Source organism: Streptomyces sp. NPDC030799, assembly GCF_055572255.1.
The window spans coordinates 171,227-189,183 of record NZ_JBVIDS010000013.1 but is presented as its reverse complement, the minus strand read 5'-3'; the positions used below and the strand labels follow the sequence as shown (position 1 = coordinate 189,183).

At 71.6% G+C, this 17,957-nt stretch carries 13 protein-coding genes and 1 pseudogene; 10 read left to right on the top strand and 4 right to left on the bottom strand.

Going from position 1 to position 17,957, the window contains the following annotated elements; all coding sequences use genetic code 11:
* Positions 1–1,044 (bottom strand): energy-coupling factor ABC transporter permease, encoded by a 1,044-nt coding sequence (locus ACZ41I_RS30330; protein WP_363216772.1) that lies wholly within the window; start codon positions 1,042–1,044, stop codon positions 1–3.
* Positions 1,045–1,213: 169 nt separating this feature from the next.
* On the opposite strand from ACZ41I_RS30330, the gene ACZ41I_RS30325 reads away from it, so the two are divergent.
* Positions 1,214–1,552: an SsgA family sporulation/cell division regulator gene (locus ACZ41I_RS30325; protein ID WP_399774211.1), complete on the top strand. Its 339-nt coding sequence runs from the start codon at positions 1,214–1,216 to the stop codon at positions 1,550–1,552.
* Here the strand turns inward: ACZ41I_RS30325 and ACZ41I_RS30320 are convergent, their stop codons facing one another.
* Complete coding sequence (locus ACZ41I_RS30320) at positions 1,553–3,223, bottom strand: penicillin-binding transpeptidase domain-containing protein (protein WP_468515548.1); 1,671 nt, start codon at positions 3,221–3,223, stop codon at positions 1,553–1,555.
* Between the two features lie 161 nt (positions 3,224–3,384).
* The gene (locus tag ACZ41I_RS30315) at positions 3,385–5,133 is read right to left on the bottom strand and encodes a dolichyl-phosphate-mannose--protein mannosyltransferase (protein WP_468515547.1); all 1,749 of its coding nucleotides are present in this window, start codon (positions 5,131–5,133) and stop codon (positions 3,385–3,387) included.
* A 98-nt stretch (positions 5,134–5,231) separates the two neighbouring features.
* Between ACZ41I_RS30315 and rsmI the strand changes: the two genes are divergently transcribed.
* From rsmI to ACZ41I_RS30285, 6 genes are all read left to right on the top strand, one after another.
* Complete coding sequence (gene rsmI, locus ACZ41I_RS30310) at positions 5,232–6,080, top strand: 16S rRNA (cytidine(1402)-2'-O)-methyltransferase (protein WP_468515546.1); 849 nt, start codon at positions 5,232–5,234, stop codon at positions 6,078–6,080.
* Positions 6,081–6,356: 276 nt separating this feature from the next.
* A complete protein-coding gene (locus tag ACZ41I_RS30305) occupies positions 6,357–6,758 on the top strand; it encodes a hypothetical protein (RefSeq protein WP_363216767.1) in 402 nt (133 codons plus the stop codon).
* Between the two features lie 47 nt (positions 6,759–6,805).
* A complete protein-coding gene (locus ACZ41I_RS30300; protein ID WP_363216766.1) occupies positions 6,806–7,702 on the top strand; it encodes a TatD family hydrolase in 897 nt (298 codons plus the stop codon).
* Between the two features lie 159 nt (positions 7,703–7,861).
* Positions 7,862–9,295, top strand: coding sequence for a ubiquitin-like domain-containing protein (locus tag ACZ41I_RS30295; RefSeq protein ID WP_468515545.1), 1,434 nt, complete (start codon positions 7,862–7,864; stop codon positions 9,293–9,295).
* 98 nt (positions 9,296–9,393) lie between these two features.
* The gene (rsmA, locus tag ACZ41I_RS30290; RefSeq protein WP_468515544.1) at positions 9,394–10,263 is read left to right on the top strand and encodes a 16S rRNA (adenine(1518)-N(6)/adenine(1519)-N(6))-dimethyltransferase RsmA; all 870 of its coding nucleotides are present in this window, start codon (positions 9,394–9,396) and stop codon (positions 10,261–10,263) included.
* Entirely contained in the window at positions 10,260–11,153 is an 894-nt protein-coding gene (locus ACZ41I_RS30285; RefSeq protein ID WP_468515543.1) for a 4-(cytidine 5'-diphospho)-2-C-methyl-D-erythritol kinase, read from the top strand. The genes rsmA and ACZ41I_RS30285 overlap by 4 nt, the downstream gene beginning before the upstream one ends.
* A 9-nt stretch (positions 11,154–11,162) precedes the next feature.
* On the opposite strand, the pseudogene ACZ41I_RS30280 reads toward ACZ41I_RS30285, so the two are convergent.
* Positions 11,163–11,575: pseudogene (locus ACZ41I_RS30280) on the bottom strand (hypothetical protein).
* Positions 11,576–11,732: 157 nt separating this feature from the next.
* Here ACZ41I_RS30280 and ACZ41I_RS30275 point away from each other — a divergent pair.
* From ACZ41I_RS30275 to ACZ41I_RS30265, 3 genes are all read left to right on the top strand, one after another.
* Complete coding sequence (locus tag ACZ41I_RS30275) at positions 11,733–13,541, top strand: ABC-F family ATP-binding cassette domain-containing protein (protein ID WP_468324541.1); 1,809 nt, start codon at positions 11,733–11,735, stop codon at positions 13,539–13,541.
* Between the two features lie 588 nt (positions 13,542–14,129).
* Positions 14,130–15,926, top strand: coding sequence for an outer membrane protein assembly factor BamB family protein (locus tag ACZ41I_RS30270; RefSeq protein WP_468324538.1), 1,797 nt, complete (start codon positions 14,130–14,132; stop codon positions 15,924–15,926).
* An 80-nt stretch (positions 15,927–16,006) separates the two neighbouring features.
* Positions 16,007–17,803, top strand: coding sequence for an outer membrane protein assembly factor BamB family protein (locus ACZ41I_RS30265; protein ID WP_468324535.1), 1,797 nt, complete (start codon positions 16,007–16,009; stop codon positions 17,801–17,803).
* Positions 17,804–17,957: the final 154 nt, after the last annotated feature.

Below are 17,957 nucleotides of genomic sequence, written 5' to 3'. Positions count from 1 at the left end.
TCAGAGGCCGGTGCTGACGGGGGAGACGTCCTCGGCCCGGCGCCGGCGCAGCGCCCAGAACACCGCGCTGCCCGCCACGACCGTGACGCCGACTCCGATCACGCCCGCGAGGCCCCCGGACAGGCGGGCGTCCGAGACGTTCCTGACGCCGTAGTCGGCGAGCGGGGAGTCGGCGGCGGCGTGCTTCTCCTCCTTCTTGTCGATCCCCTTGTCGTGCGCGACCTTCTCCAGGCCGTCGGGGGCGGAGGAGGCGTAGAAGCTCACGAACCCGGCGAGCACCAGCGAGGTGACCAGGCCCGTCACCCACAGCGCGCGCCGGGAGGCGCGCGCCGCGACGGGCGCCGTGGGAGCCGGGGCGTCCACCAGCGCGCCGTCCACGCGCAACTTGAGCCGCTGCCGCAGGCCGCGCGCGCCGTGCACGAGATCCGGGCGCACGGCGATCACCGCGCTCACCGTCAGCGCGGTGATGACGGCCTCACCGATGCCGATCAGGACATGGACGCCGATCATCGCGGTCGCGACCTTGCCGAGGGAGACGTCGGTCGTCCCGCCGGCCGCGTACAGGAGCGTGAAGACGACCGCGGCGGCCGGTACCGACACCAGCGCGGCGACGAAGGAGGCGACGGTCACCGAGCGCCGCTTGCGGGGCAGGACGGCGAGCAGCGCGCGGAAGACGGCGTACGACACGACCGTCGTGGTGAGCGCCATGTCGGTGATGTTCACGCCGAGCGCGGTGAGACCGCCGTCCGCGAACAGCACGCCCTGCATGAGCAGCACCACGGACACGCAGAGCACGCCCGTGAAGGGGCCGACAAGGATGGCGGCGAGCGCTCCGCCCAGCAGGTGGCCGCTTGTTCCGGCCGCGACGGGGAAGTTGAGCATCTGTACGGCGAAGATGAACGCCGCCACCAGGCCGGCCAGCGGGGCCGTCCGCTCGTCCAGTTCACGGCGGGCGCCGCGCAGGCTCACCGCGAGGGCGCCGGCGGCGACCACTGCGGTGACGGCGGAGGTGGGGGCGTCGATGAATCCGTCAGGTACATGCACCGGATGATTTTAGGCCCTTGTTGCGAACTATTTGCAAGAGCCAGTCGGTCGTGCGCCTGTTCCGCAGGACGGCCCGCTCCGGCGGGCGGCCACCGGAAAATGTGCGACATTGGAGAGAAAGCGGAAGCACAGCTTTCACTTTGGTCACTCAGCGTGAAAGGGCGGTACGATGTCTGTGGTCGAACAGTACGCACGCGCCCATATCGTCACCGACGAGGAGGACCCGGGGGCCGTACCGGTGGTGCTGCGGTACGACCCCGACACCGATCCGCGCTCGGTCCGGGTCGGCCTGCCGGGGCCGCACGAGTGGACCTTCTCCCGTGCACTGCTGGAACGGGGACTGCGGGTACCGGCCGAGAGCGGCGCGGTGCGGGTGTGGCCGTGCGGGCGGGTCCAGGCCGTCGTCGAGTTCCACTCCGACCACGGCGTCGAGGTGGTCCAGTTCGAGTCGAAGGCACTGCTGAGGTTCCTCCGCCGCACCTACACCGCAGAGCCCGTACGGACCTGATCAGCCGCCCGTCTTCAGCAGCGCCGCCACGATCGGCCCGGCCGTGTCGCCGCCGTGGCCGCCCGCCTGGACCACGCCCGCGGCGGCGAGGTCGCCCTTGAAGGCGGTGAACCAGCCGTTCGGCTTCTTCTGCCCGTCGACCTCGGCGGAGCCCGTCTTCGCGCCGTAGTCCCCGCTCATGCCCGCCATCGCCTTGGCGGCCGTGCCGTAGTCCGCCGTGAACCGCATGACGTCCTTCAGCTGGGACTGCGTCGCCGCCGACATGGTGCGCGCGGCCTTCGCCAGCGTGCGGTGGTCCACCTCGGGGGACACCAGGTAGGGCTGGTGGAAGGCGCCCGACGCGACCGTCGCCGCCACGGACGCCATGTTCAGCGGGTTCATGCGCACGCCGCCCTGACCGATCAGCGAGGCACCCATCTGCGCGCCGCTCTGCACGGGGACGGAGCCGTCGAACGACGGGACGCCGATGGCCCAGTTGTTCATGCCGAGGCCGTAGACCTGCTGGGCCTCCTTCGTCAGGTCGCTGTCCGACAGCTTCGGCGCGAAGTTGATGAAGGCGTTGTTGCAGGAGGCTCCGAAGCTCTGCTTGAACGTGCCCTTCTTGATCTCGGAGTCGCCGTCGTTGTGGAACGTCCAGCCGGCCAGCTTGTACGTCTTGGGGCACGGGTGCGATGCGCCCGGGGTGACGAGCTTCTTCTCGAAGAGCATCGTCGACGTCACGATCTTCATCGTGGAGCCGGGCGCGAGGGAGCCCTGGAAGGCGACGTTGAAGCCGTGCCCGCTGTTGGCGACCGCGAGGATCTCCCCGGTCGAGGGCCGTACGACGACCACGGACGCCCGCGCGCGCTTGCCGATCTGCTGCTCGGCCGCCGCCTGCAGGGCCGGGCTCAGCGTCGTCCTCACCGTGCCCGGGGTGCCCTTGCTCAGCTCCACGAGCGTCTTGTCGGACAGCTCGGCCTTCTGCGACGCCTTGCCGCGCACCACGCGCAGCTCGACGCCCGCCCTGCCGCCCGCCGTCTTGCCGTACTTCTCCCGCAGCCCGTCCAGCACCGTGCCCAGCGACGGATAGGTGGCAGTCGTCAGCTCGCCGCCGTCACGGTCCAGCGCCTTGATCGGCGGGGTGCCGGACTCGCCGGTGACGAGGGTGTCGCCGTCCTTCAGATCCGGGTGGACGACCGAGGAGTGCCAGTCGACCAGTGGCTTGCCGTCGCTCGCCCGCCGCACCACGGTGAACGAGCTGCCGTACGCCAGCGGCTTGCTCAGGTTCTTGTACGACACCGTCGCCTTGACGGTGAACGGCACCCTGGAGCCCTTGGCCGCGCCCGGCGTCAGCGTGACGTCCTTCAGATGCGCGTCCTTGGCGTAGCCGGTGAGCAGCGCGGCGGCGGCGGAGGCGTCGTCCGTGGCGGCGGCCGCCTCGGCGGGCCTGCCCTGCTGCCACGCGGTGAGAAAGCGGGCGGAGGCCGTGCGGATCTCGGCGGCGCTGAGCGGGCCGGTCTTCACCGCCTTGTGGCCGGCTGTGGCGGACGTGCGCTCGTCGGCCGCGGCACCGCCGTCGTACAGCGCGTAGACACCGACCCCGGCGCCGCCGACGACCAGGGCGATCATCCCGCCGAGCACGGCGGGACTGGTCGTCTTCCGTCGCTCGGCGACGCGCCTTCTCTTGCCCACAGCCTCAGATCCTCCGTACGTTCCCCAGGCTCCCCGTAGCCCTCACACTCCCCAACGACGGCACTCACCTTAAAGTCCCCACCTCGGAGGGTGATGTCGGCGGCCGATCCGTAGCAGGCTTGCGACAATCCGACTGGAGCACACCCCCGAGCGGCCGCGGCTCACACCCAGGTGTCCAGCCACATCCTCGACCGCCACGAGTCGATCGGGATCGCGGTGCCCGTGTACAGCGGCCAGAAGTAGATGAAGTTCCAGGCGATCAGCAGCACCAGTACGCCCGCCGCCGATGCGCCGATCACCCGGCGGGTGTCGGAGGAGCCCGGCGGGCCGACGACCGCGCCGATCATCATCGCCACCGCCAGACACAGGAACGGCACGAAGACGACCGCGTAGAAAAGGAAGATCGTCCGCTCCTGGTACAGGAACCACGGCAGATAGCCGGCCGCGATCCCGCACGCCACGGCACCGGCGCGCCAGTCCCGGCGGAACGCCCACCGCCACAGCACGTACAGGATCGCGAGGCAGGCCGCCCACCACAGCAGCGGCGTGCCGATCGCCAGCACCTCACGGGCGCACTTCTGGCCGGCGTCGGCCGGGCAGCCGTCGGCGCCGGGGTTCGGCGACTCGTAGAAGTACGACACCGGGCGGCCCAGCACGATCCAGCTCCACGGGTTGGACTGGTAGGTGTGCGGGGACGTCAGGCCGACGTGGAACTCGTACACCTCGTGCTCGTAGTGCCACAGGCTGCGCAGCCAGTCCGGCAGGAAGGTCCAGCTGCCGCCCTTGCCGTCGGTGGCCGCCCAGTTGCGGAAGTAGCCGCCGGTGCCGTCCGCGGGGGAGAGGATCCAGCCGGTCCAGGAGGCCACGTAGACGACGATCGCCACCGGGACCGTCGCCAGGAAGGCGCCACCCGTGTCGTACTTCAGCGCCGCCGCGTACGGATGCTGCGCACCGGCGGTCCGGCGGGCGCCGACGTCCCACAGCACCGCCATGACACAGAAGGCGGCCAGGATGTACAGGCCGTTCCACTTCGTGCCGATGGCCAGGCCCAGCATCAGCCCGGCCGTCCAGCGCCAGGGCCGCAGACCGAAACGGAACGTGTCGGCCACGCGCGCGTGCGGCCGGACCCGGCCGTCCGGGTCGGCGGGCAGCGCGGCGGCCAGCCTCTGCCGCGACCGGTCCCGGTCCAGGACCAGGCAGCCGAACGCGGCCAGCACGAAGAACATCAGCACGCCGTCGAGCAGCGAGGTCCGGCTCATCACGAAGTGCAGGCCGTCCACCGCCATCAGCGCGCCCGCGAGGCAGCCGAGGAACGTCGAGCGGAACATCCGGCGCCCGATCCGGCACAGCAGCAGAACGGAGAGGGTGCCCAGCAGCGCGGTCATGAACCGCCAGCCGAACGGGTCGAACCCGAACATCAGCTCGCCGAGCCCGATGACGTACTTGCCGACCGGCGGATGCACGACGTACGCCGCGTCCGCCGGGACCGCCAGGTGGCCGTGCGTGTGCAGCACCAGGTCGTTGGCGTTCTTGTCCCAGTTGACCTCGTAGCCGCGGTGGACGAGCGCCCAGGCGTCCTTGGCGTAGTACGTCTCGTCGAATATCACCGCGCGCGGGCTGCCCAGGTTCCAGAACCGCATCAGGCCCGCCATCAGCGTCACCAGCAGCGGACCGCCCCAGCCCGACCAGCGCGTGAGCCGCTCGGCGAGCACCGGCGGCACGCCGAGCACCTGCCACAGCCGCGGGCTCGGCTCGGCGTACGGGGGCACCAGCCGGTCGCGCACATCACCCGAGGGCGCGTCCTGCGCCGGTGCGTACCCGAATCGGCGCAGCCGCTGCTGCCACGACGGCCGCCGGTCGTGCGGCGCCTGGCCCTGCCGGAGGTCCATGGAGGACGCGGTACTGGTCACCGCGCCATCGTAGGGAACGGTTCTGTGCGAGTCCCGTGCATGTGCGGTACCGGTCGGCTTTCGGGAGGGCTGTCAGTGGTTCCTGGGAGGATGGGCGTGTGACTGGAACCCTTGTCCTCGCAGGTACCCCCATCGGCGACATCGCGGACGCGCCGCCCCGGCTGGCCGACGAGCTGGCCGGCGCCGACGTCGTCGCGGCCGAGGACACCCGGCGGCTGCGCCGGCTCACCCAGGCCCTCGGCGTCACGCCCAAGGGCCGCGTCGTGTCGTACTTCGAGGGAAACGAGTCCGCCCGTACGCCGGAGCTGGTCGAGGAACTGCTCGGCGGCGCGCGCGTGCTGCTGGTGACCGACGCCGGGATGCCGTCGGTCTCCGACCCCGGCTACCGGCTGGTCGCCGCCGCCGTGGAGCGGGACATCCGGGTCACCGCCGTGCCGGGGCCGTCCGCCGTGCTCACCGCGCTCGCCCTGTCCGGGCTGCCCGTCGACCGGTTCTGCTTCGAGGGCTTCCTGCCGCGCAAGGCGGGCGAGCGGCTGTCCCGGCTGCGGGAGGTCGCGGGCGAGCGGCGCACCCTCGTCTACTTCGAGGCCCCGCACCGGCTCGACGACACCCTCGCCGCGATGGCCGAGGTCTTCGGTGCGCAGCGGCGGGCCGCCGTGTGCCGGGAGCTGACCAAGACGTACGAGGAGGTACGGCGCGGTCCGCTGGCGGAGCTGGCGCGATGGGCCGCCGAGGGCGTCCGCGGGGAGATCACCGTCGTGGTCGAGGGGGCCCCCGAGACCGGCCCGGAGGAACTCGGCGCGGAGGAACTGGTGCGCCGGGTGCGGGTGCGGGAGGAAGCCGGTGAGCGGCGCAAGGAGGCGATCGCCGCGGTTGCGGTGGAGGCGGGAGTGCCGAAGAGGGTCGTCTTCGACGCGGTGGTGGCAGCCAAACGTTCCGGTGAGTGAGGGGCGCGTGTCGGGACCGCGTCCGCGGGAATTCGATTTGCTGCGCAACCGCCTCTGAGCAGGCCTGTTCTCGGGTGAGCAGGCGCGCCATGGGACGGCAAAAGGCTGTCGCCGAAAGCAAAGCCCAGCGGGGTGGAAGAGGGCGGTTTCTGCAAGGAACTGCCAAATCGCCTCCAACACTCGACAGCCCTGCTGCATTCGCGCCGGCGGAAGAGTCCACTGGTTGAAGAGGCGCCCCGTTGCGGGGCGCCTGTCCAGCGGACAAGAGGAGCTGGCATGAGTGAGATCGCAGGGCACTCCGGCCTCCGCGGTACGGCCACAGCCGTCGTTCACGAGTCGTATTCCTTCGCCTGCATGCGATGCGGGCACGGCTGGGAGCAGTCGTACGAGATAGAGCACCACACCGACGCCGACGGGCACGAGTTCGTGCTCTACGTGGCCGACGGCCGTGTCGTGCCGTCGCCGCTGAGCCGGCCCAGCTGCCACAACTGCGACGGTCACGTCGTGCGGATCATGCGCGCGGGGCAGGTCTCGTCGGTGCGCGGCGCCGCGGAGCGGCACCACAGCGTGCCGCAGGCGGGCCCGGTGGAGGTGCCGCAGGTGCCCGCGCAGGACAGGGAACCGCACCACTGGCACCTGTCCGATCTCCTGCATCCGTTCCAGCGCAAGGCGAGCTGAGCGGATCGCCGGCGGCCTGCGGCATGCCCCTTTCGTAGGATCGGGGCATGCCTTCGAACGCCGGCCAGAACACCAAGGGCGACAAGAACGCCGCGCCGCCGCTTCCGGTGCCGCTGCGGGTTCCGGTCGCGGACTCCCACACCCACCTCGACATGCAGTCCGGCACGGTCGAGGAGGGCCTCGCGAAGGCCGCGTCGGTGGGGGTGACGACGGTCGTCCAGGTCGGCTGCGACCTCAAGGGCTCGCGCTGGGCCGCCGAGACCGCGGCCGCGTACGACAGCGTCCACGCCGCCGTCGCCCTGCACCCCAACGAGGCCCCGCGCATCGTCCACGGAGACCCCGACGGCTGGTCGCGGCAGGGCGCGCGGGAGCCGGGCGGTGACGCGGCGCTGGACGAGGCCCTCGCCGAGATCGACCGGCTCGCCGGGCTGCCCCAGGTGAAGGGCGTCGGGGAGACGGGTCTTGACCACTTCCGCACGGGCCCCGAGGGCAAGGCCGCGCAGGAGCGGTCCTTCCGCGCCCACATCGAGATCGCCAAGCGGCACGGCAAGGCGCTCGTCATCCACGACCGCGACGCGCACGCCGACGTCCTGCGCGTCCTGAAGGAGGAGGGCGCCCCCGAGCGCACCGTCTTCCACTGCTACTCCGGCGACGCCGCGATGGCGGAGATCTGCGCCCGCGAGGGCTACTTCATGTCCTTCGCCGGCAACGTCACCTTCAAGAACGCCCAGAACCTCCGGGACGCCCTCGCCGTCGCCCCGCTGGAACTGGTCCTCGTGGAGACCGACGCGCCCTTCCTGACCCCGGCGCCGTACCGGGGCCGGCCCAACGCCCCGTACCTCGTCCCGGTCACGGTCCGCGCCATGGCCGCCGTGCGCGGCATCGACGAGGACGCGCTGGCGACGGCGCTCGCCGCCAACACCGCGCGCGCCTTCGGCTACTGAGCGCCTGTTCGGGCGGCGGGCGCGCTCCGGTGCACGGGTGGCGAGCGCACACTCGGCGGGCAACAGTACGCAGTCGCGTCGCTTTGGAGAGTGACGGTCGCTCCGCTAGGTTCTGGGGGCCCGATCCGGACCCCTCTGGCACCTCTGGAGCGTGTCGGCGTGAGCAAGTCGCAGTACGAGACGTTCGAGACATGGTGGCCGTACGAGCCGTACGAGCCGTACGGCCCCGGCGCCTCCGTGTACACCGCGGACACCCAGCCGTACGCGCTGTACGAGGACACCTACCGGCCCGCCTACGAGGCGCAGGCGTACTTCGTCACCGAGCCGCTGCTGCCGCGGCAGGGCGGGCGCGCGCAGCAGACCGGGAGCGTGCCGCAGGCCCGGAGCGCGCCGCAGGAGCGGAGCGCGCCGGACGAAGAAGGGGCGGGCGGACCCGAGACGCTCGCCGGCGTGGGCGGGCGGGCCGCGCGCCGGCGCAGGGGGCGCTGCGCCGAGCGCCCGGAATCCGCCGTGCGCCGTCTGCTGCCCCAGGCGCTGGTCGTGGCCTTCCTCGCCGGCGGCACCACCGCGTTCGTCGCCAAGGACAAGGCGGTCGAGCTGACCGTCGACGGCAAACAGCGCACCCTGCACACCTTCGCCGACGACGTCAGCGAGCTGCTCGCCGATGAGCGCGTGCCCGTGGGAGCGCACGACCTGATCGCACCCGCCCCCGGCACCCCGCTCGCCAGCGGTGACACGGTCGCCGTGCGCTACGGGCGCCCCGTCCGGCTCACCCTGGACGGCCAGCAGCACGAGGTGTGGACGACGGCGCACACGGTGGAAGGAGCGCTCGACGAGCTGGGGGTGCGCGCGGAGGGCGCGTACCTGTCCACCTCGCCCTCCCGGAGCATCGGACGCGCCGGGCTCACGCTCGACGTGCGCACCGAGCGCGCCGTCACGGTCATGGCCGACGGCCGCACCCGCACCATCCGCACCAACGCGGCCACCGTCCGCGAGGTCATCGGAGAGGCCGGGATCGGGCTGCACGGCGAGGACATCACCTCCGTGCCGCTCGACAGCTTTCCGCGTGACGGGCAGACGGTGACCGTGCTGCGGGTCAGCGGCACCCGGGAGGTCCGCGAGGAACAGATCCCGTTCGCGGTCGAGCGCACCGAGGACCCCACCCTCTTCAAGGGCACCGAGGTCGTCGCACAGGCGGGGCAGCCCGGGCTGCGGCGCGACACCTACCTGCTGCGCATCGTCAACGGGGTCCGGGAGAAGCCGCGCCGGGAGACCTCCGAGGTGGTGCGCAAGCCGCGCAAGCAGATCGTGAAGGTGGGCACCAAGCCGCTGCCGCCCTCCGTGGCCGGCGCCGACCACCTGAACTGGCACGGCCTCGCCACCTGCGAGTCCGGCGGCCGCCCGAACGCGGTCGACCCCTCGGGGACGTACGGCGGCCTCTACCAGTTCGACGCGCGCACATGGCACAGCCTCGGCGGCACCGGACGCCCGCAGGACGCACCGGAGGCCGAACAGACCTTCCGCGCGAAGAAGCTGTACGTGCGCCGCGGGTCGACGCCCTGGCCGCATTGCGGGGCGCGGCTGCGGGGATAGCGCCGGGGAGGGGCTCGCCGTCGCCGGGGCCCGCCCCGGCCGGCCGCGGCAGCGGGCACCTGGCAACCCGCCCGGGCAGACCCCCGTACCCTTGTCCCGTGAGCAGCCCCACCCCCGACGCCCTCCTCGGCCCCGCCGACATCCGTGAGCTCGCGGCAGCGCTCGGTGTCCGTCCCACCAAGCAGCGCGGCCAGAACTTCGTGATCGACGCCAACACGGTCCGCCGTATCGTGCGCACCGCCGACGTCCGCCCCGACGACGTGGTCGTCGAGGTCGGCCCGGGGCTCGGCTCCCTCACGCTCGCGCTGCTGGAGGCCGCCGACCGGGTCACCGCCGTTGAGATCGACGACGTACTCGCGGCGGCCCTGCCCGCCACCATCGGGGCGCGCATGCCGGCGCGCGCCGACCGGTTCGCGCTGGTCCACTCCGACGCGATGCACGTCACCGAGCTGCCCGGCCCCCCGCCGACGGCGCTGGTGGCGAACCTCCCCTACAACGTCGCCGTCCCCGTGCTGCTGCACATGCTCGACACCTTCCCGAGCATCGAACGGACCCTCGTCATGGTGCAGTCCGAGGTCGCCGACCGGCTGGCCGCCGCGCCCGGCAACAAGGTGTACGGCGTGCCGTCGGTGAAGGCGAACTGGTACGCCGAGGTGAAGCGGGCCGGGGCGATCGGCCGCAACGTCTTCTGGCCCGCGCCGAACGTCGACAGCGGACTGGTGTCGCTGGTGCGGCGGACCGAGCCGATCAAGACGACCGCCTCCAAGTCCGAGGTCTTCGCCGTCGTCGACGCGGCCTTCGCACAGCGCCGCAAGACCCTGCGGGCGGCACTGGCCGGCTGGGCCGGCTCCGCCGCTGCCGCCGAGGCCGCCCTGGTCGCGGCCGGGGTCTCGCCGCAGGCGCGCGGGGAGTCGCTGACGGTGGAGGAGTTCGCGCGGATCGCGGAACACAAGGAGAGCGGCAAGTGAGCGTCACGGTACGGGTACCGGCCAAGGTCAACGTCCAGCTCGCGGTCGGCGCAGCCCGCGCGGACGGGTTCCACGACCTCGCCAACGTCTTCCTCGCCGTCGGCCTGTACGACGAGGTGACGGTGACCCCCGCGGAGGAACTCCGGATCACCTGCGAGGGCCCGGACGCCGACCAGGTTCCCCTGGACCGCACCAACCTCGCCGCGCGCGCGGCCATCGCCCTCGCCGGGCGCCGGGGCATCGAGCCGGACGTCCACATCCACATCGCCAAGGACATCCCGGTCGCCGGCGGCATGGCGGGCGGCAGCGCGGACGGCGCAGGCGCACTGCTCGCCTGCAACACGCTGTGGGGTGCGGGCGCTTCCAGGGCCGAGCTTCTCGCGATCTGCGCCGAGCTGGGCAGCGATGTGCCGTTCAGCCTGGTGGGCGGCGCGGCGCTCGGAGTCGGGCGCGGGGAGCAGCTGACGGTCCTGGAGGCCGGCGGCACCTTCCACTGGGCGTTCGCGATGGCCGAGCGGGGGCTGTCGACCCCGGCGGTCTTCCGTGAGTTCGACCGGCTTGCCGAGGGGCGGGAGATCCCGGAGCCGGTGGCTTCGGCGGAGCTGCTGGAGGCGCTGGCGAAGGGGGACGCGGAGGCGCTGGCGGCGGCCGTGTCCAATGACCTTCAGCCCGCCGCGCTGTCCCTGTTCCCGGAACTGGCGGACACGCTGGAGGCGGGGCGCGGGGCGGGCGCGCTCGCCGCGCTGGTCTCCGGGTCCGGGCCTACGACGGCGTTCCTCGCCCGGGATGCCGAGTCGGCGGAGAAGGTGGCCCAGGCCCTGCGGGGGTCGGGGACGTGCAGGGCGGTGCGGAAGGCGGCGGGGGCGGTGGCGGGGGCGACGGTTCTCTGAGGGCAGGGCTCAGAGGTTGTCAATGGCGGTCAGGTCGACGTCGATGGGGTAGGGCTTGTCGACCTTGACGCGGTCCCCGGTAGAGGCCGATCGACTGGTACATGCCCGTGTCCGCCGACAGCTCGAAGACCTCGACGGAGGGGTACTGATCCGGCTCGGTCATCTCGACCAGCCAGTAGTACTGGATGCCCGCTGCGGCGTATTTGTGCGTCTTCGTGAGCCGGTCGCGGGCCTCGCAGGCCGGCCACCAGCAGGTCGATCGTGGCGACATGGAAGTGGCGCTGCGGGCTCACGAGGACCAGGCTCCCGTCGATCAGCTCGGTGTGCGGCGGGAGATCGGGCATGGTGAGCAGGTCGTCGACTGTGTAGCCGTCCATCGGGGGCATCCGCCATCCCGGCTGCTCAGCAGGCTGGGCTGTCATGGTGCCTCTCATGGACAAGGTCCTGGTGCCTGCCCTCCACGGTAGCGGCCGTTTCCCGATCACGTCATCACAAAGAGTGACAACCTCCTCGCGCCCCGCCCTCACCCCCGCAGGCCCTACGCTAGAAGGCTGACCGACCCCCGCGCACAGGAGTGAAATGGCCGTCAACCTGGTCAATGTCGAGAACGTCAGCAAGGTGTACGGCACCCGTGCCCTGCTGGACGGCGTCTCGCTCGGTGTGCAGGAGGGGGACCGGATCGGAGTCGTCGGGCGCAACGGCGACGGCAAGACCACCCTCATCCGGATGCTCGCCAAGCTGGAGGAGGCGGACACCGGGCGGGTCACCCACTCCGGCGGGCTGCGCATCGGTGTGCTGACCCAGCACGACTCCCTCGACCCCGCCGCCACCGTCCGCCACGAGGTCATCGGCGACATGGCCGACCACGAGTGGGCGGGCAACGCCAAGGTGAGGGATGTCCTGACCGGGCTGTTCGGCGGGCTGGACCTGCCCGGGTTCCCGAAGGGGCTCGACACGGTCATCGGTCCCCTCTCCGGTGGCGAGCGGCGCCGTATCGCGCTGGCCAAGCTGCTCATCGAGGAACAGGACCTGATCGTCCTCGACGAGCCCACCAACCACCTCGACGTCGAGGGCATCGCCTGGCTCGCCCGGCACCTGCAGAACCGGCGCTCGGCCCTGGTGTGCGTCACGCACGACCGGTGGTTCCTGGACCAGGTCTGCACCCGCATGTGGGACGTGCAGCGCGGAGACGTGTACGAGTACGAGGGCGGCTACTCCGACTACGTCTTCGCGCGTGCCGAGCGCGAGCGGATCGCCGCCACGGAAGAGGCCAAGCGGCAGAACCTGATCCGTAAGGAGCTGGCCTGGCTGCGGCGCGGGGCACCCGCCCGTACGTCCAAGCCGCGCTTCCGGGTCGAGGCCGCCAACGAGCTGATCGCGGACGTGCCGCCGCCCCGGGACAGCTCCGAGCTGATGAAGTTCGCCTCCTCGCGGCTCGGCAGGACCGTCTTCGACCTGGAGGACGTCACCGTGCAGGCCGGGCCCAAGGTGCTGCTCAAGCACGTCACCTGGCAGCTCGGGCCGGGCGACCGGATCGGCCTCGTCGGCGTCAACGGCGCCGGGAAGACCTCGCTGCTGCGGGCCATGGCCGCGGCCGCGCGCACCGAGGGCGAGGAGCAGCCGGCCGGTGGGCGCATCGCCGTCGGCAGGACCGTCAAGCTCGCCTACCTCTCCCAGGAGGTCGCCGAACTCGACCCCGCCTGGCGGGTCCTGGAGGCCGTGCAGCGGGTCCGCGAGCGCGTCGACCTCGGCAAGGGGCGCGAGATGACCGCCGGGCAGCTGTGCGAGACGTTCGGCTTCGGCAAGGAGAAGCAGTGGACGCCGGTCGGGGATCTGTCGGGTGGTGAGCGCCGCCGGCTGCAGCTGCTGCGGCTCCTCATGGACGAGCCCAACGTCCTCTTCCTGGACGAGCCCACCAACGACCTCGACATCGAGACCCTCACCCAGCTCGAGGACGTCCTCGACGGCTGGCCCGGCTCGATGATCGTCATCTCCCACGACCGGTTCTTCGTCGAGCGCACCACGGACCGGGTCTTCGCCCTCCTCGGCGACGGCACCCTGCGGATGCTGCCGCGCGGCATCGACGAGTACCTGGAGCGGCGGCAGCGGATGGAGGAGGCGGTCGCCGCGCAGGCCGCCGCCGCGGCACCCAGGCCGGCCGCACCGGAGAAGAGCGCGGCCGACCAGCGTGCCGCCAAGAAGGAACTCCAGAAGATCGAGCGGCAGTTGGACAAGATCTCCGAGAAGGAGACCAAGCTGCACGCCCAGATCGCCGAGAACGCCACCGACTTCGCGAAGGTCGCCGGTCTGGACGCCCAGCTGCGCGACCTCGCCGGTGAGCGCGAGGAACTGGAAATGCGCTGGCTGGAGTTGGCGGAGGACGCGTAGCGGGGAGTTCGGGCGCGGTCGCGGGTGGGGCTGCGCGGGCGCGAGGGGATTGGCGCCGGCGTGAGTCGTGGGCGTGCGCGCCGCCGGGTACGGCGCTCGGGCCGAGGTTCGCGCGCGGTCACGGGCGACGCCGGGCAGGGGCTTGCCGCCGTCGGGAGCGGTGTTCGCGCTCGGCGTGCGCTCCCCAACGCGCGGCGCGCGCAACCCGCGTACGCATCGGCACAGCACCTCGCGCCCGCTCCCACGTTCACGCCCGCTCCCCTACCCGCGCCCGCGCCCCGCTCCCGAGGCGCGAACCGTGACCGCCCGCCCCGCAGTGTGAACCAGCCACCGCCCACGCCCGCCTCACTGTGCAACGCCCCCGGCGCGCGCCGCTGTTGCGTGCGCCGCGTGAAGGGGGCGTGAAGGCGCGTAACGGAGGCATCACGGCCCGGTCGTCCCTTGGGAACAGCGGCGGATCCGAGCCGCTGTGCTGTCGGTGCCGGGTGATAGAAAGGGCCGTCTGAGAACTGTCTGAGTAACGACCCAGGGTCCGTCAAGAACCTCAGGGCGTGGCTAAAAATCAGTGAACGAGGGGGAAGAGCGCTGATGACTCAGCCGCCCAACCAACCGCCGCAGGGCGGATTCGGAGCGCCGCAGGACCAGCCGCCGCAGGGTGGCGGTTTCGGAGCCCCGCAGACGCCACCGGCGCAGGGCGGTTTCGGCGCCCCGCAGAGCACCCCGGGCGCTCCCCAGGGCGCCCCCGGTGTGCCTCCCGCACCCCCGCCGCCGGCCCAGCCGCCCGCCGCCCCGCCGCAGCAGCCCCAGCCCGGCTACGGCTACCCCCAGCAGCCGGGTCCGTACGGCGCCCCGGGCCCCTACGGCCACCCGCCGCAGCAGCCGGGCCCCTACGGGGCGGCGCCCCAGCCCGGTTTCGGATATCCGCAGCAGCCGCCGTATCCGGGCATGCCCGGCGCCGCGCCCGGCGGTTCGCCGGCGTCGAGGACGAAGCCCGCGCTGATCATCGGTGCCGCGGTGGCCGCGCTGCTGGTCATCGGCGGCACGGTGTACGCGTTTTCGGGCGACGGCGGCGGCAGGAAGAAGCCCGTCGCCCAGCAGAGCGACGACCCCAAGCACTCCGCCTCCGGCACGCCGAGCCCGTCGGGCGGCGGTGACGACCCGGAGAACCTCAACGAGGGCCGGCGGGCCGGTGAGGCGAAGGTGCTCTGGTACCAGTCGGCGCCGGACGCCCCTCGTACCGGCGCCGAGGCGCCCGGCATGTGGGTCACGGACAAGGCGGTGGTGAAGGCGGCCTACAAGCAGGTCTTCGCCTACGGCGTCGGTGACGGCAAGCCGGCGTGGTCCCCGGTCTCCTTCCCGCAGAAGATCTGCGCGGTCACCCCGCAGAAGTCGGCCGACGACAAGGTCGTCGTGGCGTACATGAGCGGTGTCAGCGACCACGCCAAGTGCAACCAGCTGCAGCAGATCGACCTGGCCACCGGTGAGAAGGGCTGGAGCACGAAGGTCGCCGACGGAGGGCTGTTCGACAGCGCGCTCAACGTCGAGCTGACCGTGAGCGGCAAGACGCTCATGGTGGGACGTTCGGAGTCGGGCACGGCGTACGACATCGACAGCGGCAAGAAGCTGTACGACAAGGAGAAGTACGGCGCGGCCTGCTTCCCGGCCGCGTACGCGGGCGGCACCGGCCGGCTGATCCAGGTGTCCTCCTGCGGCGCGGGCGGCAGCAACGAGCACGACGAGATCCAGGAACTGGACCCGGCCACCGGCAAGGTGCGCTGGTCGCAGCCGGTCAAGAAGGGCTGGCAGGTCACCCGGGCGTTCTCCGTCGACCCGCTGGTGCTGTATCTGACCAACGAGGACAAGAAGGCGTGGAACATCTCCACGTTCACCAAGGACGGCAAGTTCCGTTCGGAGGTCAAGGTCGACGAGAAGTTCGCCCCCCGCTGCGGCTGGGCGGTCCTCGAACGCGATCTGCAGGGCTGCCAGGGCGTCGCCGTGGACGCCGACACGCTGTACCTGCCGACGGACGCCACCAGCAGTGCCAACGAGATCGTCGCGATCAGCCTGGCCGACGGCAGGGCGAGGTGGCGGGTCAAGTCCCCGGCAGACGAGCCGATGTACCCGGTGAAGACCGAGGGCGGCAAGCTCGTCGCGTATGTGCAGCCGTCGTACGACGCGGGCGGCCAGGTGGTGTCGATCCCGGCCACCGGCTCCTCCCCCCGGACCACGAGGCTGCTGCAGAACCCGCAGGGCACGGCCCAGATCGAGGACACCTTCTTCGACGCCGTCGTGGACTGGGCCGACGGGCGGTTCTTCATCTCCACCGGCCGGCTGTCCGGCAGCGACCAGGCGAAGGAGAAGCTGATCATGGCTTTCGGCAACTGAGCCGCCGTTCCGGCTTCCGCCGCCCGTCCCAAGTCCCCGATGCCATACGGCTTTTCCGGCCTCACCGAGGTGCCCACCCCATGACGCAGCCGCCCCCTCCGCCGCCGAACCAGCCCCCGCAGCAGCCCGGTTTCGGCCCCCCGAGCCCACCGCCGCAGCCGCCGCAGCAGCCTCCGCAGCCCCCTCAGCCGCAGCCCGGCTACGGCTACCCGCAGGCCGCTCCGGCCCCGCAGCCGCAGCCGCCCCAGCCCGGGTACGGCTACCCCGGCGCTCAGCAGAACCCGTACGGCCAGCAGCCTCCGGCCCACGGCCAGCAGCCTTCTGCCTACGGCCAGCAGCCTGCTGCCTACGGCCAGCCGCAGAACCCGTACGCGCAGCCCGGGCAGCCGGGTTACGGCTATCCGGGTCAGCCGCCGACCGTGCCGGTTCAGACGCAGCCGGGGCAGAGCGGCGGCGGGCGGAACAACACGGTGCTGTTCATCGTCGTCGCGGCCGTCGTCGCCATCGCGCTGATCGTCACCGGCGGCATCTGGTACGCCCACTCCTCCGGCGACGACGGCAAGACGCACGGCACCGCCTCCTCCAGCGGCGGCAAGGGCGGCAGCGGCGGCACGGGCGGCGGCGGCAAGGAGAAGGTGCCGGCCGACCCCGCCGCCAAGGTGCTGTTCGAGGTTCCGCTGCCCGTCACGAACGACACGGTGAGCACCGTGGGTTCATGGCTGACCGACAAGGTGTACGCCAAGAGCGGCGTCGCCGAGATCGCCGGTTACGACCCGGTCAAGGGCACCAAGCTGTGGACGATCAAGCTGCCCGGTCCGGTCTGCGCGGCCAGCAAGCAGGTCACCTCGGACGGCCGGACCGCGATCACCTACCAGCCGAAGTGGGACACGAAGAACCACTTCGCGGGATGCACGCAGATCGCCGCGCTCGATCTCGACGCCGGCACCAAGCTGTGGACGAAGACGGTCAAGGCCGGCGACTACCCGGTCAACTACCAGAACGTGACGGTCGGTCAGCGCACCGTCGCGGTCGGCGACAGCGAAGGCGGTGCCGCCTTCGACATCGACTCCGGCAAGCCGCTGTGGCTGCCGAAGCAGGGCGACGACTGCAACGACGAGGGATACGGCGGTGGCGCCAAACTGGTCGCGGTGCGCAGCTGCGGAGACGTCGACAACCCGCGGCTGCTCATCCAGAACCTCGATCCGAAGACGGGGAAGGTGATCTCCGAGTACAAGATGGACCCGGGCATCGACGAAGCCTCCGTCGTCTCCACCGACCCGCTGGTGGTGGCCGCCGCCGTGGGCGACAGCACCCAGGTCTCGGACTACTTCTCCATCGACAACAAGACGGGCAGGCTGCTCGCTCACATCTCCGCGCCGTCCGACAACTACGCCGGCAAATGCGACGGCATCACCCGCTTCGAGGACTGCCACGGCATCGTCGTCGGAAACGGCAAGCTGTATCTGCCGACGGAGGAGCACGAAGGCTCCGGCGACGCCCTCAGCGAGACCAACGAGATCGTTTCCTTCGACCTGACCACCGGGAAGCCGACCGGCCAGCGCGCCGAGGCCGGCGAGGACACCACGCTCTTCCCGCTGCGCATGGACGGGAGCAATCTGCTCGCCTACAAGCCGCCGACGTACAAGCAGGGCGGTCAGGTCGTCAGCCTCGACGGCGGCAGCTTCAAGGCGACCAAGCTGCTGGCGAACCCCGACACGAGGAGCGTGCGGGAGACGGAGAGCAACCTGCTGCCCGACAGCGACGAGATGCTCTTCCGCGACGGCCGCCTCTACATGGCGCAGGTCTTCGCCAAACGGAAGGGCATGTCGTCGATCGGCAAGGAGGACCTGGTGCTGGTCTTCGGCGCGGGCGGCTGACGCCGAGCCGCTGCCGCAGCAGGTCTCGCCCGAATGGGTGACATACCGAGAAGTGCCCCGGATTTCATCGATCCGGGGCACTTCTCATCAAGAGGGGCAGCGCGACGTCGAACAAGCGTGTAGCTTCCGGGGGGCATATGGAGGGTGGAGGTGC